The sequence below is a fragment of the Streptomyces sp. NPDC050388 genome, assembly GCF_040655635.1.
Taxonomy (GTDB): Bacteria; Actinomycetota; Actinomycetes; order Streptomycetales; family Streptomycetaceae; genus Streptomyces.
Map to the genome: position 1 here is coordinate 1 of NZ_JBFAKH010000116.1, position 17,309 is coordinate 17,309.

Sequence of the window (17,309 nt, forward strand, 5' to 3'; positions counted from 1 at the left end):
CGGCCCGGGCCGGCTCGCTGACGCTGGCGCAGTGGGTGAGCCGGCTGGCCTGTGTCGGGTGAGCGGCCGGGCGGCGGACCGGCCCACCCGGACGGACCGGCCCGCTGGGGGTGCGCGCCGAGCGCGCCGGTGACGGGACCCGCCGCCCGGCATCCTGTGCCGTTCGGAAGTTCGTCGCCGCTGGTCAGGCCGCGTATCTGTACTCGTTGATCACCCTGCCGGGTATTCGGGTGCGTAGAAGCCGGTGAGCGAACGGGGTGACCGTGGGCGGCGGATGCACCTGGGCAAGGGGAAGGAGCTGTCCGCGAGCCTGGTGGGGACGATGACCGTGGTAATGCCGGGCGTAGGAATCGAGGACCTGCCTCGCGTGCGTCTCGTTCCAGAGCAACAGGTGGTCGAGGGCCCTGTGCCGCAGGGTTCCAATGATCCGTTCGCAGGGCGCGTTCATCCGAGGGGCCCGCGGCGCGGTCCTGCCGATGCGGATGTCGTCGGTCGCGAAGACCACGTCGAAGGACTCGGTGTCCTGCGCGTCCCGGTCGCGGCGCAGGAAACGCAGCGAGTCCACCCCAATGCCCGACTCGACGGCGAGGTTTCCTGCCTGTCGCACCGTCCAGGACCCGGTGGGATGGGGGCGGTCACTCCGGCGATGTGCAGCCTGCGTGTGCTGTGTCCGAGGGACACCAGCGCGTGGACCCGGCGCAGGCCAGCCAGGTTGATGTGGATGACGTCGCAGGCGACGATGCCCTCGGCCGCCCCAGCGGGGATTTTGCTGGGCGAGCTGCGGGAGCAGAGCCCTCACCGCACTCGCGGTCACCCGAGCAGGCTCGGGCGCTTGCTGTAGTCCCACTTCCGGGTGATGAGCCTGCGGTGCCATGCCGGCAGCGTCGCGGGCGTGACCGGGAACACCTGTGCCCACGGGCGCCGGGGGAGCAGCGAGGGCGCTGCTGCGAACCACAGCCGATTTGTCGGCTCGTATCACACCGGACTCGTGAGCTGCCTGCGCGGCACCGCGTTCTCGTGGCGCAGCACCAGCAGCTCCGTGTCCTTGGCCATGTTCCAGCGCAGCAGCACCGCCGGAACTGCGAGCAGCTTGCGTACCACCCGGTACACCAGTGAGACGATCACCCGGACAGGGTTCCAGCAGACCGTGATGCCGCGCCAGGCCCCTCCGGGCAGCGGCGATGAGTTTCCGAACGGTACACGGTGCGCTGTGCTTCGAGAGGGTCGACCTGGACGACGAAGCCCGGCGATACGCGGTGCGCAGGTGGTCGGGGGCATGGGGGCAGGTTCGTCCGGGGGCCGGTGGGATCAGCCCGTGGCGGCCCGCTCGATCAGATCCGCGGCCGCATGCAGCCCGTCGCGCGCCCGGATCGTCTCACCGGCCTCGGTGAGGGTGCGCCGCAGAGTCGTATCGCCGAGCAGACGGCCGATGGCGCCGTGGAGTTGGGCGTCGGTGAAGCGATACGGGTCGAGCCGGATACCGTAACCCAGTTCGGCCATGCGCTGGGCGTTGTCGTACTGGTCCCAGAACAGTGGCAGCAGGATCATGGGCTTGCCGAAGTGGAGGGCTTCGGTGGTCGTGTTGTTGCCGCCGTGCGTGATGACGAGGTCGACCAGCGGGAGGATCCGGGTCTGCGGCAGGAACTCCTTGCCCCACATGTTCGGCGGCAGCTCGATTTCCTCGTGCAGTGGGCCTTTGGAGACGATGTAGTGGTGCGGGGTACGGGCGAGCGAGGCGATGACCTTGCGCATGAGGTCCACGTCGGCTGAGCCGAGCGAGCCGAGGCTGAAATAGATCAGCGCGCCGCCGCCGGCCAGGCCGGGCGGCAGCGTGAACCTCTCTTGCGTCTCGCGAACGGAGGAGTCCAGCCGGTGCCAGGTCGGGCCCAGCGGACGGGCGTCCGTGTAGTCGGCCGACTCGGGATAGACGTACAGGTTCAGATCGCCCTCGTGGATGAACTCCAGATCGGGCAGCGGACGCGCGCCCTGCTCGGTCACCCAGGCGCTGAAGTCGCTCCACAGGCTCCGGTGCGTGCGCTCGTACTCGGCGCGGAACTCGTCCCACTTGCTCCGGTCCCTGGCCGGATACCCGGAGAACGGCGGAGGCACGCACTCTCCTTTCGTCTCCAGCGGGTTGCAGGAAACGATCCGGACGAAAGGAACGCCCGCCGTGGTCAAGGCTGGGAAGCATACGACGTTGTCTTCGACGATCACATCCGGCCGGACCCGGTCGATGATCTCCTTCATCTGCGGCTCGCAGTACCGGGCGCCGGAGATCAGTTCCTCCCACACTGGCTTGATCCAGGTGCTCAACTGCTCGATGGTCGGCTTCCGGAACTCGGGCGCGGTGTTGCGTATGAAGTCTTTCCAGAACTGGCCGGCGTCCTGGGGCTGTTCGGGCGGTGGGGCCAGATCGACCAGGTCCTCCTCGAAACCGAGCGGCGCGAGGCGGCCCTTCCAGGATGCCTCCGCGGCGAACACCACGCGATGCCCCCGGCGGCGCAGGACATCCCCGATCCCTACGCAGTTGTTCGTCGGCCCGTACGCGCTCTCCGGTGCGAAGAGGATGGTCAGGGACCGTAACGGTCTTCCCGTGGGTGGCAAGCCCAACTCCTTTACCTGCGACGGTGGTTCCGCAGTCTCGCACCGGATCCGAATGCTGGACAAGACCGTCGGAACCGCCGCGCTCGGGCCGCCGCTCGGCACTGTCACGTTGGCTGACCGGGTGGGGTGATCTTCTGGTTGGTCATGCTGGGAGGGCCCGTTTGTGGATAGCGCGTCGCCGTCGTGCCAGGGGCACCAGTACCCCGTCGAGATCATCTCCCACTGCGTGTGGCGGTACTTCCGCTTCCCGCTGTCGTACCGCGGGGTGGAGGAGCTGATGCTCGAGCGCGGCGTGCTCGTCTCCCACGAGACGGTTCGCCGCCGGTGCGCCACGTCCGGGCAGACCTACGTCAGCGGACTGCGCCGCCGGCCCCGGCCCGGTGACACAGGGCACCTGGACGAGGTGTTCATCAAGATCGACGGAGAGCGGCAGCACCTGTGGCGGGCCGTCGACCGGGACGGAACCGTCCTGGACGTCCTCGTGCAGAACCGCCGGGACACAGCCGCCGCCCGGCGCTTCTTCCACCACCCGATGAAGACGACACGCGCGGTGCCCCGGGTGATCGTCACAGACAAGCTCCGCTCCTACGACGCCGCCCACCGCGAGGCCGTGCCCTCCGTCGAGCACCGGCAGTCGAAGTACCTCAACAACCGGGCGGAGAACAGCCACCAACCCTGCGGGTGCCGAATAATCATCCGGCGGGGTCAGGCGGCATGTCCGTACTCGTGGAGGGTCCCGCCGCATCGATCTCGCCTGCGGATCCTCAGGCGCCTTCTCCGCGCCGGAATGTCGATCACTTCGGGCAGCGGGCGGAGGGGAGCGGCCCGGCCCAGGGCCCGGTGTGGCCGATGTCCAGCGTAGAAGGTCTCGAACTCAACCAGGCACGTGCAGGAGAGGGTGCTGGTTCCAGATCAGGGTGCGGTCGAGGAGCTCGCGGCGGCAGGTCTGGATCCAACGCTCCATGAGGGAGTTCCTGCGCGGTGTTCGGATCCCGGTCTCGACCACTTCCAGGCCCGCGTCGGCGAACAGGGCGTCGAAGCCGGCGGTGAACTTCGCGTCCCGGTCCCGGATGAGGAATCCGGTGCGGCTGCCGGCGTCCTCGAGGTCCACGAGCAGGTTCCGTCCGAGCTGGACGAGCCAGTCCGCCGTGGGGGTGGGCGGTGGCGCCCAGGATCCGGATGCGGCGCGTGGTGTGCTCGATCACGGCGAAGACGTGCAGGCGCGCCCCGGTCGGGGTGTGGACCTCGAACAGGTCGCAGGCCGGCAGCACCTCGGCCTGGCCACGCAGGAACTCGGCCCAGGTCGTGCTCTGCCGCTCGGGCGCGGGCGGAATGCCGTGCTCCGTGAGGCTCTCCCCGACGGTGGATGCGGCGACCTTGATCCCGAGGGCCGCGAGTTCGCCGTGGATCCTCCTGTCCCCCCACGGCGGGTTTTCCCTGGCCAGGCGCAGCACCAGGGCGCGGATCGACCGTACGGTGGGTGGTCGTCCTCGGTGATGTGGTCGGCTCACCGCGGCGTGACGGCGCTTGAGTAGGTTGCGGTGCCACCGCAGGATCGTGTCCGGCCGCACCAGCAACAGCGGGCGTCGCAGTTTGTCCGCCGGCAGGCGGTGAGGGAGGCCGGCGAGTACGGCGCGGTCGGTGGCGGTGAAGGTGGGCCTGCCGACCTGACGCTGCAGGACCAGCGGTTGATGGCGGAGCGCGAGGATCTCGATGTCCTTCTCGCGTCCGCTCATGGGCAGCAGGCGCAGGATCGCCGGGATGTTGGTCGCAGCGAGGTAAGCCGGACACAGCAGCACGACAGTTCATGATGCCGTCCTGGCGCCGAGCGGGCGACCACTTCGCGGTGATCCCCGAGCCGCGTACATCAGCGATCAAGGCAGTGACCTCGGCGGATGATGATTCGGCACCCGCAGCCTTGGGGCGGACGGCTCGACGCCACCTCGTACGCGGGGAAGTCATCCCTGCCGTGCTGCGCCGGCTGCCGTCACACCGTGTCGGCGGATGCCGTTCGTCGTGCCGGACGGACGGCACGACGGACGGGTTCCTCAGTCCTCGGCGACCCGGATGACCGTCCGGCCGGCGATGCGCCGCTCAGGGGCGAAGGCGATGGCCGTTTCAGCCAGCGGCCGCACCGCGCCGACCCGTACTTTCAGCCGTCCGTCCCTGAGCCGCTGAGCGAGGTCGGCGAGGCGTGCACGGTCGGGTTCCACCACGAAGAAGAGCGCCCGCCCGTCCTTGGGTCGGACGGTGGGCGGGTGGGCGATGGTGACGAGCGTGCCGCCGGCGCGTACGAGTGCGGCCGAGCGGTCGAGGATGTCACCGCCGATCACGTCGAACACCACGTCGACCTCGCCGACGTCCTCCAGTCGGGCGGCCGCGAGGTCCAGGAACGCGTGTGCGCCCAGCTCGAGGACGGTGGCCCGGTCGGCGGACCGGCCGGTGCCGATCACGCGGGCCCCCGCCTCGCGTGTGAGCTGGACGGCGATCGAGCCGACACTGCCCGCGGCTCCGTGGATCAGGACGGTCTGGCCGGTTGCGATCCGCGCGTGGTCGAACAGACCCTGCCAGGCGGTCAGCCCGGAAATCGGCAGCGCGGCCGCCACTGTGTGGTCGATGTCCGCGGGCAGCGGAGCGAGGTTGCGGGCCTCCACGGCGACGTACTCGGCCAGCGAGCCGTTGCGGGTCCAGTCGGTCAGCCCGAAGACGCGCTGGCCGATAGTGGGGCCGGTGGTTCCGTATCCGAGCTCCGCCACGACGCCCGAGACCTCGTGTCCCGGCACGCTCGGAGTGCGGTCGCGGCCGGCACGGTCGGACCATGTTCCAGGCCAGTCGAGCTCTCCGCGGGTGAATCCTGCGGCATGCACTCTTACGATTACATCGTTTTCAGCGGCATGGGGATGGGGCAGGTCCTCCAGGGCCAGCCCGCTGACACCGGCGTTGCGGTCCCGGACAGTGATGGCTCGCATGCCTGTTCCTCTTTCTGTTCTTGTGCACGCGCGGGCGACGCCTTGCCGAGGGTTACGATCGTCGCGGCCGCAACCCGCTGCCCACGGGATCATCGCACCGCCCTGGCTTTTTCGAGCGCATTTCAGCTCGGCCAGGGCGCCTCAGTGACGCGCTCGACCATGTTCTTGCGGCGGAAGCCGGCAACGAAGTGCTCCAGCACGTCCGCATTGACGGTCCCGTAGGTGGTGTCCGGACGGTTTTTGAGTCCCTCGACGAATGCCTGCAGAAATTCCTTCTTGAATTCTCCGCGCGGATGCGCGGCAGCGATTTCGTCCACCAGGTCGCCGTTCAGCCTGTCCAGCCCCCAGCCGACCGCGTCGGTCAGGACACCGTAGCTGGTGACAGCCGTCTCCGGGCCCATCCGACCAGGAATTTCTGGGGTCGTGTGCAGCGCGATCGCCGTCCAGACCATGTCGGCGGCGCTCTCCGGGAACCCGCGGTCGAGGAGGAACCTCCGTGCGTGATCAGCGCCGTCGAGTTCAAAGCGCTGCTCCGTGGCGGAGTACGGGGTCAAAAGACCGGTATCGTGAAACATCGCGGATATGTAGAGCAGTTCCGGGTCAGGCCGGAGGCTGAGTTCCTGCGCATGGAGGGAACCGAAGAGAAAAACACGCCGGGAATGGTGGAAGATGAGAGGACTGGCCTTTTCCCGGAGAAAGTTCGTGGCCTCTGCCACTGCCGCGGTCTCGGGGATCTCCACCCCTGCGATGATGTCGATCATGATGTCCGCGCTTCCAGTGCGGTGTGTGACGAGTGGACAGTGCGCCCGTCCTCCAGGGTGCCGACCGCGTGGCGTATGCGCAGCCCCAGTCCGGCCATGAACCACTCGAATCCAGACGCCTGAGGAGAGAAACCGTGAGCTCCGACGCTCACCACCGGGCCGCGATCCTCGTCTTAAACACCGTCCCGCGCATGCCGCACCCCCGCTACACTCCCCACCGCCAGGCCGTTGACCAGGAGGAGTGCAGAAGTCCGGCTGGAGTATTAGGACGGCTCCGAGGCTGTGATTACGCCCACCACGCCGTGATCATCACATCAGGCCTGGCCCGATGCCGCGGCGATCGGTACCGCTACGCTTCCACCGGCGCAGCCGATATCAGCATGGCAGGGGGGATCGTGAGCCGACCGCTACTGTTCCTCGACGTAGACGGGCCCCTCAACCCATATGCGGCCAAGCCGGAGAAGCGTCCCGACGGCTACACCACACTCAGAGTGCCCCAAGACAGTGGGGCTCCAGAGGGTCATCGAGAACTCTCGCTCCGTCGGCGACCCCTGCGGGTCTGGCTCAACCCGGAGCACGGACGAGCCCTGCTCCGGCTCGGCTACGAGCTGTGCTGGGCCACCACGTGGATGGGGGATGCCAACCGGTGGATCGGCCCAGTGCTCGGCCTTCCTGAACTGCCCTTCGTCGACTTCGGCGACGCCTTGTTGCAAGAGCGCTCCGACGGAGTGCACTGGAAGACTCCTCTTCTGGTGGACTACGCCAACGGCCGTTCCTTCGCCTGGGTGGACGACGAACAGAGTGATCTGGACCAGGCGTACATGACCACACACCACCGCGGATGTGGACTTCTGCACCACGTCAACCCGCGGATCGGCCTGAGCGAGGACGACTTCCGGACCCTTGCCGACTTCGCCCGGTCTTTGGGTACTTCACAAGCCACCGGCTGAGCCTGCCCTGCCCGTCGGACAGCTCTGGCCCGGGCTCCACGATCATTGCGGGACAGCCCTTAAGCGGCGCTGCGTGCGCTTTCCAGCAGTACAGTGAATACCCGACACGGGCTGGCCAGCTTCAACTAGTTGGAGCCAGATTAAGGGTGTCGTAGTAGGTGTCGAACCAGTAGTGCGCCGAAGTATTTGAGTAGGACAGGAAGGGGTGGCCTTCATTGTCGATCACCGTTTTCCCCTCCTTGCCATCGGCAACCCAGTGGAACGTTGCGGTCCACTCGATCAACTTGCTCGAATAGCCGGATAGCATGAAAACTTCAGGGTCATTGGCAGAGATCTTGTACGGGAAGTCCGGCGTCCGATTCCCGAGGCCGTCATTTTCCTGCGGGATGAAGCGGGGTTCACTTGCGTCGAGGTCGACGCTGAGTTGCCTTACAGGTAAATCGCCACCGCAGCCGCTTCCTACATTAACCAACGAACGAGCTGGGGGTTCAGTGCGGTTTTTTACTGATACTTCTAGCCGTGTCAGTACAATCGCCTTGCCCGTCGGGTTCTGAACAGTGACTTCTACCGAGGAGCCCGTTGGTAAATCAGAGCCCGTGGCCCGACGAACACGGTCAATGACCTTCTCCCTTTCGCCCTCGTTAAATCTGCCAGAAGTTCCGCGAAGTTCTGTCTTCAACTCGCGGGCGACTGACGTTACGTTCTGTCGCAACAGCCACGTATTGCAGTGAGCTTCTTCCATCGGAGTCACATGTGTCTTCGGCCGAGTTGCACCATCATCGCCGAAAAGTGCCGAGACCAGCGAAACGCCGCCTTGCTGCAACCAGCCGCCAAGCACAGTTACAGCAACGGCTGTCGCTGCCGCCAGTACTGCTGGCCGCTGCCACCAAGGGGCGGCCGACGCCGAGCCCCCGGCCCCCGAGCCCCCGGCCCCCGAGCCTCCGGCTGTTCCGTCACTGCTAGACACTTACGCCCCCCAAGAAGTCTGGGAGAGAAAAGGTACCGCTTTGGACCCGCTGTACGTCGATAGAGGAGAGAAAATTCAGTTCTGGCCTGATCTGACCATAATTTTGCAGGCCCTCGAACAGATCCAGCAGCTCGCGGCCCCGCACCTGAGCTACCGGCACACCGACAAGGCCTCGCTCTCGAAGCGGAAGCAGGCCCGCACCGCCTCGCACCTCGGGGCGCTCTCCGATCTGCGCAAGCACGGCCTGGCGGAGAACGGCGGGCAGATCTCGGGCGGGGACACGCTGCGCCACCTGACTCCCATGGGCCTGAAGGCCGCCTCCTACGCGACCGGGGTGGCGCTGCCCGCGACGGGCACCTGGCCCAACCCCGGCAAGGGCGGCGCCCAGGCGGACATCGTCATCACCTCGTCCGAGGACGGGGTGCCGCTGCTGTTCGTCTTCAACCGCGTTGGCCCGCGCAACCCCAGCACCGTCATCGCGCAGCTGGCCGAACTGACCCAGCGGCACTGGCAGGGCACCGCACACGACGGCTTCCACCTGTACGACGGCAAGCTCCCCATCGTGGTCACCGGCATGAAGCAGCTCCAAGAGCACGGCCCGGCCGGAGCGATCTTCCGTCACTTCGGCCGCCCGCACAACCAGACGCTCCTGGAGGCGATCGGCAACCCGCGCCGCGAAGCCCAGGACGCCCGCCGGCGGGCCGAGTACGCAGCCCGCGAGCGCGCGTACAAGGAGCAGCTGCGCCGCGCGGCCGATCAGCAGCGGGCCGAGCGGGAGGCGCGCCGTCCCGTGTGCGCCGACTGGGGCACCCGGTTCACCGACGCACGGTGGAAGGCCCTCGAGCCCGCCGGGTGGGACGCCCCACGGGAGACCCACTCGCAAGCGCAAGACGTCCGGCGCTGTATTCATCCAGGAAAACGGCTGTGGCTTCTCGACCCTGCTCGTTGTCACCGGTCCGCACCGGGGCTCACTGTGGTTCGACGGCCGGGCCACCTGCGACCAGATCCTTCCTCTGAACCTGGGCGGTCAGCCCGTGTCGTTCACGGACTGGCTCGCTCGAAGGTCTATGAATCTGGTCGGCTGGTGAACGCGGGGTTGCGTCCTGGGAAGTGGTGTAGGGGCTCCCACCTGATCCGGGCGTTTGCCCCGGCGTCGGAGTGAGTGCCCGGATATGAGAACGGCCACCGGCTGATCCTTCAAGACGACCAAGTCTTTGACCAAGTCTTTGAAGGAGATCAGCACGATGACCGCACCCGACAGTCTGCCCCTGCACGCCCTCGCCGAGGACAATCTCGCCTGGGGGTCCCCCCGCTTGCGGGGGAGAGTCCCGATCTGCTGCGCGCAATGATCAAAACGTTCGCCGACGCGCTCATGCAGCCTCCGGCCGGGGGTACCCTCAGCGCCGGCACCGTCGAACTGGCCGTCCCCAAGCTGAGTCAGGGCAGTTACTTCCCGCATTGGCTCCTCGAGCGCCGCCGGCGGGCCGAGCAGACCCTGATCTCGGTTTCTCCGTCCTGTCCGGCTTCCGTGAGCGCCTGGTCGAGAACAGCGCGGAGCAGGTGGTACTGGACCGGCTGCTGGTGAGGCTGTCCGAGCTGGGGTTCCTGCGTGCGTGCCGACGCCGAGGGCACGATCTCCCAGGCCGTACGGACCACCGGCGTCCGCCACACCGCTACCGAGGTCAGGCGAAGACCGGCCTGGCCCACGTGCTCAGCGCCGCTGCACTCAACCTCCACCGCGTCGACGCCCACCTGACCGGCCGCCCCCTCGGCACGACCCGGCACACTCACTTCACCGACCTCGACCTCGATCCGCAACCTCGCAGACGCCACCTATGAATCGAGCGACAGAATCCGACAGGTGAACGCGTGGCCAAGTACAACCGGCTCATCGAGATTGCCAGCGCCGAGCCGTCCCTGCCGTACGGACTGAGTCGCTCACAGCGAGAGCCCCGTCGTGTCAGCGGCGGGTGACCCGTGTGACGGCCAGCAGCACGAGGGCGAGGACCTGGATGGCGACGACCACTGTGATCAGCATGGGGATCGAGTGGCCGTACAGCCCACCCGTCAGGGCGCCACCGGCCAGGCTCGCCGCTCCGACGACACCGGCGAACAGCCCGTACGCGGTCGCCCGGCGCCCACTGGGCACCAGGTCCGCCACCGTGGCGCGCAAGGTGGACTCCTGAATGCCCATGGCCGCGCCCCACACGAGTGACCCGGCTACCGCGATCGCGAGCGTGTCGGTGAACGCCAGTGCCACCACGCCCGCGGTCAGCACCGGCAGCGTAACCAACACCCGGGCGCCGTAGCGGTCGTACAACCATCCCGTGGCCAGCGCCGCCACTGCGTCCACGGCCATCGCCGCCGCGTACAGCACCGGCACCCACGCGGTGCCCAGCAGATGCCGCTCAACCAGGTGGTACGAGAGCACCCCGAAGGTCGCGAAGCCGGTCGTGGTGGCCGCCGTGAAAGCGGCGTAGGTCCAAAATGCCCTCGGCAACCGCCCGTCCTGCGCGACCAGCGGCCCGGCTGCTGCGGCTTCCACCTCCCGTTCGTAGGCCTCGGGGTCCGGAACCCGGGCCCGCAGCCAGAACAGCAGGAGCAGTACGGCGATGCCGGGGACGGCGAGGACACCCAGCGCGGGGCCGTAGTCGTTCCCCGTAAGCGCGAGAACGCCGGCCACGAGCAGGGGGCCGACCAGAGCACCGATCTGGTCCATCGCCTCATGCACGGCGAAGCCGCGACCCCGCCCGGTGGCGGCGGCGGCGTGCGAGAGCAGTGTGTCCTTGGCCGGTGAGCGCACCGCCTTGCCGACCCGCTCAGCGACCACCAGCGCGCAGGCCGCCCACAGCACCCCGGTCACGCCCAGCAACGGCACCGCCACGACCGTCAGCGCGTACCCGGAGATCGCCAGCCCCCAGAAGCGGCGGGTGCGGTCGGCCAGCGGGCCGGAGACCAGCCGCAGCCCCAGCGCGGCGGCCTCTCCCGCGCCCGTGACCACGCCAACGACCAGGGCAGACGCGCCCAGCGAGGCCAGCAGCGGGCCGGTGATCGAGCGGGCGCCCTCGTACACGAAGTCGGCGAGCAGGCTGACGGTCCCGAACCAGACCACGAACCGCCACGGCCCCATCCGCGTCGGCCGCTTCGCCTCCTGCTCCTTGGGAGCCGCCGGGTTCACGCCCACAGCGCCTCCGTGAAGGACACCCCGAGGAACACCGCCCCGAGGCCCGCCACCACGCTGGCGATCACATTGGCGGCGGCGAAGAACCTTGCCCTGCCCTCGGCCAGCCGCAGCATCTCGTACGAGAACGTGGAGTACGTCGTCGGCTCTCCGTAGAATCCGGTGCCCAGCAACAACTGCGCCTGCGATGAAGCGGCCCCGGCCACCGCTGCGCCGGCGAGCAGGCCCGGGATCAGGCAGCCGATCACGTTCACGGTGAAGGTGTCCCACGGGAAGAAGTGTCGTGCCGTTTCTGCACCGCCCGGTCGGTCAGATACCGCGGAGGAGCGCCCACCATGGCCCCGATGACGACGAACAGCCAGTTCACGCCTTTTTCCCGGCCAACGTATCGGATGCCCTCGCACTCGTCGAGGATCACCAGCTCCGACTCGACCAGTTCGTCCGGCTGCGGCAGGAGGTCCCGGACCCGGTCCTCGGTGTCCACGATCACGATTGCCACCGGTAGGTCCTCGCTCAGCGACAACAGCCGCGAGGTGTGGATCAGCAAGGATGCGCCGAAGCCTTTCACGCCGCGGAACACCGACGCACCGGCCAGGCCGACCTTGTGCGCACGGTGCACGATCTCGCTGTACAGCGGCTTGTGATGCCAGGCGTCGTTCTCACTGATGAAGATCGTCATTCGTAGGGCGTTGCCCGTCAGCCTTGTCGCCGCTGCCTCCATGCCACCAGGCGGCGCGTCGCCGTCGTCGCAAGCCATACCGCCGCCAGCGCCGCGCACATCGTCGCGGCCAGATACGCAAGCCCGGTTCGGGGATGGCCCCTGTCCAGCAGTTTCTGGATGTCCACGGCGTACGTCGAGAACGTCGTGGACCTGTCCAGGGCCCCGGTCCCGAAGGACGGTCGCACCAGCCGGTGAGCCGTCACACATCGGTGATCAGCACCATGAACACCCGATCACCGCGCAGTCGGCGGCGTTGCCCCACAGAGCGGCCCCTGACCTGGTGCGTCGACGGTTCGAGGCCATCGTCCCGAACGTGTTGTGGGTCGGCGACATGACCGAGAGCGAGACCGGGGAGGACAAGCTCTACCTTGCTACCGTCCTGGACCTCTTCTCGCGCCGCCTGCTGGGTTGCGCGATGGGCGCCCACCACGCCGCGGACCTGGTCGGAGCGTCACTGCAGATGGCGGCATCTACCCGAGGTGGCCAGGTCGACGGCGTGGTCTTTCACGGCGACCGGGGAAGATGCTGCGGGGTGCCTGCGCTGCGGCGGTCCGTAGACGTACCTGCGCTCAGCTTGCCCAGATGCCGGTGATGTCCGAAGCGGTGGCGGCGTGCCCGGCGTGCGATGTGCCGTACATGTCCTCGATGGTGCGCAGCACGTCGTAATGGTTGTACCTGGTCGCCGATCTGCTGCCTGCAGCCACCGGCTGACCGTACAGCACCGTGGCAATCTTGTTCTTGCTGTGCTTGTTGCCCTCGTCGAAGGTCACGACGAGGAGGCTGTTGTGGGTCTTGGCCCAGGCTGCGTAGGCGCCGAGGTGCGTCTCCAGCCAGGTGTCGCCGGTGGGGACCGGGCAGTTGTGCATGTCGCTGCACAGATTCGGGATGACGAAGGAGACCGTGGGCAGCCTGGCGTAGACGGTCGGGAACTGTGCGAACGTCTTGGCGCTGGATCGGGGTACGTTGCTGAACCCGAACCACGGGTTGTGCGTGCGCGTGTAGCGTCCGCTGCCGCAGGTGGCCGAACCTTGGCTGGGCAGCGACTCGCTGTAGCTGGCCCAGGTCTTTCCGACGGCGGTCAGTTCGGAGGCGAGGTTGGCGGTGGAGCGGAAGCCGGGGAGGTAACAGCTGTCGTCAGTGATGCCCTGCGTCGCGCCGGAGAAGAGTGCGAAGTAGTTGGGCTGGCTGGGGTGGGCGATGGCGTATGAGCTGGTCAGGACGGCGCCGTGGCTACCCCATGAGTTGATGTATGGAGCGCGGGGGCTGCCGATGATCTGGTCGTACGCGTGGTTCTCCATGACGGCGACGACCACGTGGTCCGGCGTGGGGGCATGTCCGGCACCGTGCTCGGTTCCTGCGGCTCCCGTCCACGCCGCGGTGACTCCGAGGGCGCAAGCGAGTAGACGGACGATACTCCGGGTTCGTGTTCGGGACGAGGCGATCACGGGGGCCTCCGGTCACGATAGAGCCGGAAGATATGTCGGTTTTTATTCTTCATGTCTTCGGACGGTCTCGCGCCCGAGGCCGCGCCTCAGTTGGCACTGAGGCGGGTATGCGTCGGTCGCCTGCTCTCACAGGTCGAACTCGACGTGCTCGACGTCGGTGAACTCCATCTCCAGGCCGTGGGCACGGCGGCCACCGTCGCGGAAGTAGACCTCGCCGAGGCCTTCAGCGGCGAGGTCGCGCGGCTGTCGCTCGGTGGCGCCGGTGTCCCGGGCGTCGAAGAGGCGGGCCGCGTGGTGCGGGGGCGGGGCGCTGTCACGTTGGTTGACCGGGTGGGATGATCTCCGGGTTGATCAGGCTGGGAGGGATCCTCGGTGGACAGTGCGCCGTCATGCAGGGGGCCTCGGTATCCGGCCGAGGTGATCTCTTACTGCGTGTGGCGGTGCTTCCGCTTCCCGCTGTCGTTCCGCGAGGTCGAAGAGCTCATGCTCCAGCGTGGCGTGCTTGCCTCCCACGAGACCGTGCGCCGTTGGTGCGCCACGTTCGGCCAGGCCTATGCCGACGGACTGCGCCGCCGTCGGCCCCGGCCCGGCGACACGTGGCATCTCGACGAAGTGTTCGTCAAGATCAACGGTGTGCGGCAGTATCTGTGGCGGTCCGTGGACCAGGACGGCACCGTCCTCGACATCCTGCTGCACTCCAAGCGGGACGCGAAGGCCGCGAAGCGGTTCCTGGCCAAGCTGATGAAGAAGCAGCGGAGGACACCGAGGGTGCTGGTCACCGACAAGCTCTGCTCCTACGGCGTCGCCCACAGAGTGTTGATGTCCTCAGTCGATCACCGTTCCCACCAGAGCCTGAACAACCGTGCGGAGAACTCCCATCAGCCGACGAGGCAGCGCGAACGCGCGATGAAGGGCTTCCGCACAGTCGGCAGAGCCCAGAAATTCCTGTCCGCGTTCAGCCAGATCTCACCGCACTTCCGGCCCCGCCGCCACCGGATGACCGCCCCCGGCTACCGCACCGAGATGCGTCACCGCTTCGGAACCTGGAACGAGAGCACCGGCACTACCGCCATGCCCACCGAGGCCTGAACCAGAGGCGGAAACCAAGCCCAGCACACCCCGGCACACCCTCAAGCAACCGCACACCAACAAGTTGACAATGCCTCCGCCGGTGTTCGGCCCGAGCTGGCAGACGGTCTACCGACGCTTCGCCCAGTGGAGCCGGGCCCGGGTTTGGGCCCGGCTCCACCGCGTCGTCCTCGACGAACTCGGCGCCCGCGGGGAACTGGACTGGTCGCGCTGCGCGATCGACTCCGTCAGCATGAGGGCTGCAAAAGTGGGCCTTTGACCGGACCGAATCCGACCGACCGTGGCAAGCCCGGATCGAAAATCCACTTGATCAGCGACCGGAACGGACTGCCGCTCTCGCTGGGCGTTTCCGGCGTGAACATGCACGACAGCCTCGGCCTGGAACCGCTCGTGCGGGGCATCCCGCCGATCCGGTCCCGGCGAGGATCTCGTCGCCAGCGCCCCGGCAAGCTCCATGCCGACAAGGGCTACGACTACGACCATCTGCGCCGATGGCTCCGCAAACGCGGCATCCGCCACCGCATCGCCCGCAAGGGCATCGAGTCCTCACAGCGACTCGGCCGCCACAGGTGGGTCGTCGAAAGAACCGTGTCCTGGCTCGCCGGCTGTCGTCGGCTTCACTGCCGATACGAGCGCAAGGCCGACCACTTCCTCGCCTTCGTCGGCATAGCCGCAGTCCTCATCTGCTACCGCAGACTCGCCAAATGAGATGGCCTCTGAAAGGGCGTTTTGTCCCGGCAGGGTTGTTTGGTGGTGCTTCGGTGGCGAGTCGCCGTGAGGTTGCTGGGGCGGTAGCGCTTCGCGAGGGCTGTGTGACTGCAGAGGCGGAACCTCAGCCCGTTTCGATGCGTTCGCTCCTGTCTGATCCCAACGCGCCCCCGGTTGCCGCCGTTTGCGCCTTGGAGCGGTGCCGCTCCTGACGCTGCTACCGAAACATGACGCGACAGCGCCCGTATCCCAGCGACCTGTCCGATGCGCGCCGGGAACTGATCGGACCCACGCTCACCGCCTGGCGGACCGAAGGCAGAGGCAAGGGCCTGGATATCGGCCGTCCACCCGAGCACGACCTGCGTCGCATCATGGACGCCATCCTCTACGTCGACCGCACCGGCATCCCCTGGCGGTACCTGCCGCACGACTTCGCCCCCTGGGAAACCGTCTACGGCTACTTCGCCGCATGGCGGAAGGAAGGCGTCTTCGACCAGCTCAATGGCCTGCTGCGGCGCCTCGTGCGTGAGGCCGAGGGACGGGATTCCGAGCCGACCGCATGCGTGCTGGACGCACAGAGCATCAAGACCTCGGCCAACGTGCCCGCAGCCAGCCAGGGGATCGACGCGGGCCAGAAAGTCGCAGGCCGCAAGCGCCACCTCGGTGTCGACGCTTTTGGAATGCTCCTGGCCGTCTGGGTGACCGCCGTCGGCGTCTTTGACAACGCCGGCGGCCTCCACCTGCTCTCCCGGATCGCCACCACAAGCCCTCACGTGACCAAGGCATGGGCCGACACCGGCTACCGCACCAAAGCCATCGCCCCGGCGCCCGCCTCGGCATCGACGTGGAAGTCGTCCCACGCGAACCCGGAGCCAAAGGCTTCAAGGTGATTTTCCGGCGCTGGGTGGTCGAGCGGATTTTCGGCTGGCTGGTGTATCACCGCTGTCTCGCCCGCGGCTACGAAGCCCGCTCCCCTCGCTCCGAAGCCATGATCCACGTCGCCGTGATCGCCCTCATGAGCCGCGGACTCACCCGAGAAGGCGCCCCGCACCGGCGCGGCACCTGAAGCTCGAGCCAAACAACCCTGCCGGGACAAGACGCTCTTTTGGGGCTGTGTTGTGGGGGGTGTTCTTGGCCGTGTCGAGGGGGTGGGTGTCTTTGCTGGCCGCGTTGCGGTGGGTCGGCTGGTCGGGGTGGTGCTGGGCGGTCGGGGTGGTGGGTGGGCCGGGGGCGGTGGCGTGAGGGGGTGTGGGTTCCTGGCGCGGCGATTTCCCGCCGGGGTCCGCTTCCGTTGGTTCGTGTCGGGGGCCGGCGGCGCCGTGCTGCCCGTCGTGCTGCCTGTCGTCCTGGTCGCCGGGCTCGCCGGTGGGTCTTACGGGTGGGATCGCCGGGTGGCGGTCGGGGCGTCATCCCGGGGGCCGGGTGGGGCCGCTGAGGGGGCGGGGTGTGACACGACCTGCCGGGTACTGCGGTGGTGGTAGCGGGGAATTGCTGCGCGCAGACGACGCGCGCGGGGCCGTGCTGGGGGGAGGGTGGGGGCGTGGAGCGGGCCGTGGGGCGGTGCACCAGCCGTCCGCCGGCCCCGTGGACGGCGTGTTTTTCGCCCCGGCCCGAAGGGACTGGTCATGCTTACTTCTTCCCAGGACTGCCGCGCCATCGGCGGCCTGCTCGAAGGACACGCGCTCGATGTGTTGGAGCCGGGCCAGGCGGGCGTGGTCCGCGCCCACCTGGCGGTCTGTGCTGGCTGCCGGGAGGAGCATCACTGCCTGGCGGCGGTGGCCGCGCATCTGCCTTTGCTGCGCGGGGCGCTGGCGGGTGGGGCCGGCCGGCGGCCGTGGTGCCTGTCCGGGGCGGCCGGGGGCCGCTCTGGCGCGCGCCGCCGGCACGGTGCGGCCCGGGGGGCCGGGGGCGGTT

General features: G+C 68.0%; 18 protein-coding genes and 6 pseudogenes. 11 read left to right on the plus strand and 13 right to left on the minus strand.

Annotated features, from left to right (window positions below):
* Nucleotides 1-184 precede the first annotated feature (184 nt).
* The 3 genes from AB0I73_RS36555 to AB0I73_RS36565 all read right to left on the minus strand — a co-directional run bounded on the left by AB0I73_RS36555 (nucleotide 185) and on the right by AB0I73_RS36565 (nucleotide 2,604).
* On the minus strand, nucleotides 185-607 hold the full coding sequence (locus AB0I73_RS36555; RefSeq protein ID WP_363044735.1) for an integrase core domain-containing protein: 423 nt from the start codon (nucleotides 605-607) through the stop codon (nucleotides 185-187).
* Nucleotides 608-975: 368 nt separating this feature from the next.
* A complete protein-coding gene (locus AB0I73_RS36560; RefSeq protein ID WP_363044736.1) occupies nucleotides 976-1,125 on the minus strand; it encodes a hypothetical protein in 150 nt (49 codons plus the stop codon).
* A gap of 183 nt (nucleotides 1,126-1,308) precedes the next feature.
* Nucleotides 1,309-2,604, minus strand: coding sequence for a nucleotide disphospho-sugar-binding domain-containing protein (locus AB0I73_RS36565; protein ID WP_363044737.1), 1,296 nt, complete (start codon nucleotides 2,602-2,604; stop codon nucleotides 1,309-1,311).
* A 163-nt stretch (nucleotides 2,605-2,767) separates the two neighbouring features.
* On the opposite strand from AB0I73_RS36565, the gene AB0I73_RS36570 reads away from it, so the two are divergent.
* Nucleotides 2,768-3,466 (plus strand): IS6 family transposase, encoded by a 699-nt coding sequence (locus AB0I73_RS36570; protein WP_363044738.1) that lies wholly within the window; start codon nucleotides 2,768-2,770, stop codon nucleotides 3,464-3,466.
* A 12-nt stretch (nucleotides 3,467-3,478) separates the two neighbouring features.
* Here the strand turns inward: AB0I73_RS36570 and AB0I73_RS36575 are convergent, their stop codons facing one another.
* Complete coding sequence (locus AB0I73_RS36575; RefSeq protein ID WP_363044739.1) at nucleotides 3,479-3,715, minus strand: hypothetical protein; 237 nt, start codon at nucleotides 3,713-3,715, stop codon at nucleotides 3,479-3,481.
* A gap of 430 nt (nucleotides 3,716-4,145) precedes the next feature.
* Here AB0I73_RS36575 and AB0I73_RS36580 point away from each other — a divergent pair, with 430 nt between their 5' ends.
* Complete coding sequence (locus AB0I73_RS36580; RefSeq protein WP_363044740.1) at nucleotides 4,146-4,415, plus strand: hypothetical protein; 270 nt, start codon at nucleotides 4,146-4,148, stop codon at nucleotides 4,413-4,415.
* Nucleotides 4,416-4,652: 237 nt separating this feature from the next.
* Here AB0I73_RS36580 and AB0I73_RS36585 read toward each other — a convergent pair whose 3' ends face one another.
* Together AB0I73_RS36585 and AB0I73_RS36590 are read right to left on the minus strand one after the other, a co-directional pair.
* A complete protein-coding gene (locus AB0I73_RS36585) occupies nucleotides 4,653-5,573 on the minus strand; it encodes an NADP-dependent oxidoreductase (protein ID WP_363044741.1) in 921 nt (306 codons plus the stop codon).
* A gap of 122 nt (nucleotides 5,574-5,695) precedes the next feature.
* Complete coding sequence (locus tag AB0I73_RS36590) at nucleotides 5,696-6,334, minus strand: HD domain-containing protein (protein ID WP_363044742.1); 639 nt, start codon at nucleotides 6,332-6,334, stop codon at nucleotides 5,696-5,698.
* Nucleotides 6,335-6,729: 395 nt separating this feature from the next.
* On the opposite strand from AB0I73_RS36590, the gene AB0I73_RS36595 reads away from it, so the two are divergent.
* The gene (locus AB0I73_RS36595; RefSeq protein ID WP_363044743.1) at nucleotides 6,730-7,284 is read left to right on the plus strand and encodes a hypothetical protein; all 555 of its coding nucleotides are present in this window, start codon (nucleotides 6,730-6,732) and stop codon (nucleotides 7,282-7,284) included.
* A gap of 121 nt (nucleotides 7,285-7,405) precedes the next feature.
* Here AB0I73_RS36595 and AB0I73_RS36600 read toward each other — a convergent pair whose 3' ends face one another.
* Nucleotides 7,406-8,122, minus strand: coding sequence for a hypothetical protein (locus AB0I73_RS36600; RefSeq protein WP_363044744.1), 717 nt, complete (start codon nucleotides 8,120-8,122; stop codon nucleotides 7,406-7,408).
* Nucleotides 8,123-8,291: 169 nt separating this feature from the next.
* On the opposite strand from AB0I73_RS36600, the gene AB0I73_RS36605 reads away from it, so the two are divergent.
* The 3 genes and pseudogenes from AB0I73_RS36605 to AB0I73_RS36615 form a co-directional block, all read left to right on the plus strand.
* Complete coding sequence (locus AB0I73_RS36605) at nucleotides 8,292-9,413, plus strand: hypothetical protein (RefSeq protein WP_363044745.1); 1,122 nt, start codon at nucleotides 8,292-8,294, stop codon at nucleotides 9,411-9,413.
* 240 nt (nucleotides 9,414-9,653) lie between these two features.
* A pseudogene (locus AB0I73_RS36610) lies at nucleotides 9,654-9,770 on the plus strand (transposase); the annotation flags it as partial.
* A 105-nt stretch (nucleotides 9,771-9,875) separates the two neighbouring features.
* Nucleotides 9,876-10,090, plus strand: a pseudogene (locus AB0I73_RS36615) (transposase); the annotation flags it as partial.
* A 121-nt stretch (nucleotides 10,091-10,211) separates the two neighbouring features.
* Here AB0I73_RS36615 and AB0I73_RS36620 read toward each other — a convergent pair.
* From AB0I73_RS36620 to AB0I73_RS36635, 4 genes and pseudogenes are all read right to left on the minus strand, one after another.
* On the minus strand, nucleotides 10,212-11,435 hold the full coding sequence (locus AB0I73_RS36620) for an MFS transporter (RefSeq protein ID WP_363044746.1): 1,224 nt from the start codon (nucleotides 11,433-11,435) through the stop codon (nucleotides 10,212-10,214).
* On the minus strand, nucleotides 11,426-11,686 hold the full coding sequence (locus AB0I73_RS36625; RefSeq protein WP_363044747.1) for a CrcB family protein: 261 nt from the start codon (nucleotides 11,684-11,686) through the stop codon (nucleotides 11,426-11,428). Before AB0I73_RS36625 ends, AB0I73_RS36620 begins: the two co-directional genes overlap by 10 nt.
* Nucleotides 11,683-12,153 carry a DUF190 domain-containing protein gene (locus tag AB0I73_RS36630; RefSeq protein WP_363044748.1) on the minus strand — a complete coding sequence of 157 codons (471 nt, stop codon included), beginning with the start codon at nucleotides 12,151-12,153 and terminating at the stop codon, nucleotides 11,683-11,685. Before AB0I73_RS36630 ends, AB0I73_RS36625 begins: the two co-directional genes overlap by 4 nt.
* Nucleotides 12,129-12,396 (minus strand): annotated as a pseudogene (locus AB0I73_RS36635) (CrcB family protein); the annotation flags it as partial. The gene AB0I73_RS36630 and the pseudogene AB0I73_RS36635, both read right to left, overlap by 25 nt.
* Before the next feature lie 70 nt (nucleotides 12,397-12,466).
* On the opposite strand from AB0I73_RS36635, the gene AB0I73_RS36640 reads away from it, so the two are divergent.
* Nucleotides 12,467-12,745 carry a DDE-type integrase/transposase/recombinase gene (locus tag AB0I73_RS36640; protein WP_363044749.1) on the plus strand — a complete coding sequence of 93 codons (279 nt, stop codon included), beginning with the start codon at nucleotides 12,467-12,469 and terminating at the stop codon, nucleotides 12,743-12,745.
* On the opposite strand, the gene AB0I73_RS36645 is transcribed toward AB0I73_RS36640, so the two are convergent.
* Complete coding sequence (locus AB0I73_RS36645; RefSeq protein WP_363044752.1) at nucleotides 12,723-13,565, minus strand: alkaline phosphatase family protein; 843 nt, start codon at nucleotides 13,563-13,565, stop codon at nucleotides 12,723-12,725. The genes AB0I73_RS36640 and AB0I73_RS36645 overlap by 23 nt on opposite strands.
* 159 nt (nucleotides 13,566-13,724) lie before the next feature.
* A pseudogene (locus tag AB0I73_RS36650) lies at nucleotides 13,725-13,907 on the minus strand (XRE family transcriptional regulator); the annotation flags it as partial.
* A 63-nt stretch (nucleotides 13,908-13,970) separates the two neighbouring features.
* Here AB0I73_RS36650 and AB0I73_RS36655 point away from each other — a divergent pair.
* From AB0I73_RS36655 to AB0I73_RS36670, 4 genes and pseudogenes are all read left to right on the plus strand, one after another.
* Nucleotides 13,971-14,687, plus strand: a complete 717-nt coding sequence (locus tag AB0I73_RS36655) for an IS6 family transposase (protein WP_363044750.1) — start codon at nucleotides 13,971-13,973, stop codon at nucleotides 14,685-14,687.
* A 103-nt stretch (nucleotides 14,688-14,790) separates the two neighbouring features.
* Nucleotides 14,791-15,395: pseudogene (locus tag AB0I73_RS36660) on the plus strand (IS5 family transposase); the annotation flags it as partial.
* A 227-nt stretch (nucleotides 15,396-15,622) separates the two neighbouring features.
* Nucleotides 15,623-16,461, plus strand: a pseudogene (locus AB0I73_RS36665) (IS5 family transposase).
* Between the two features lie 559 nt (nucleotides 16,462-17,020).
* Nucleotides 17,021-17,309: zf-HC2 domain-containing protein (locus tag AB0I73_RS36670; protein WP_363044751.1), on the plus strand; the 289-nt coding region annotated here is incomplete at its 3' end.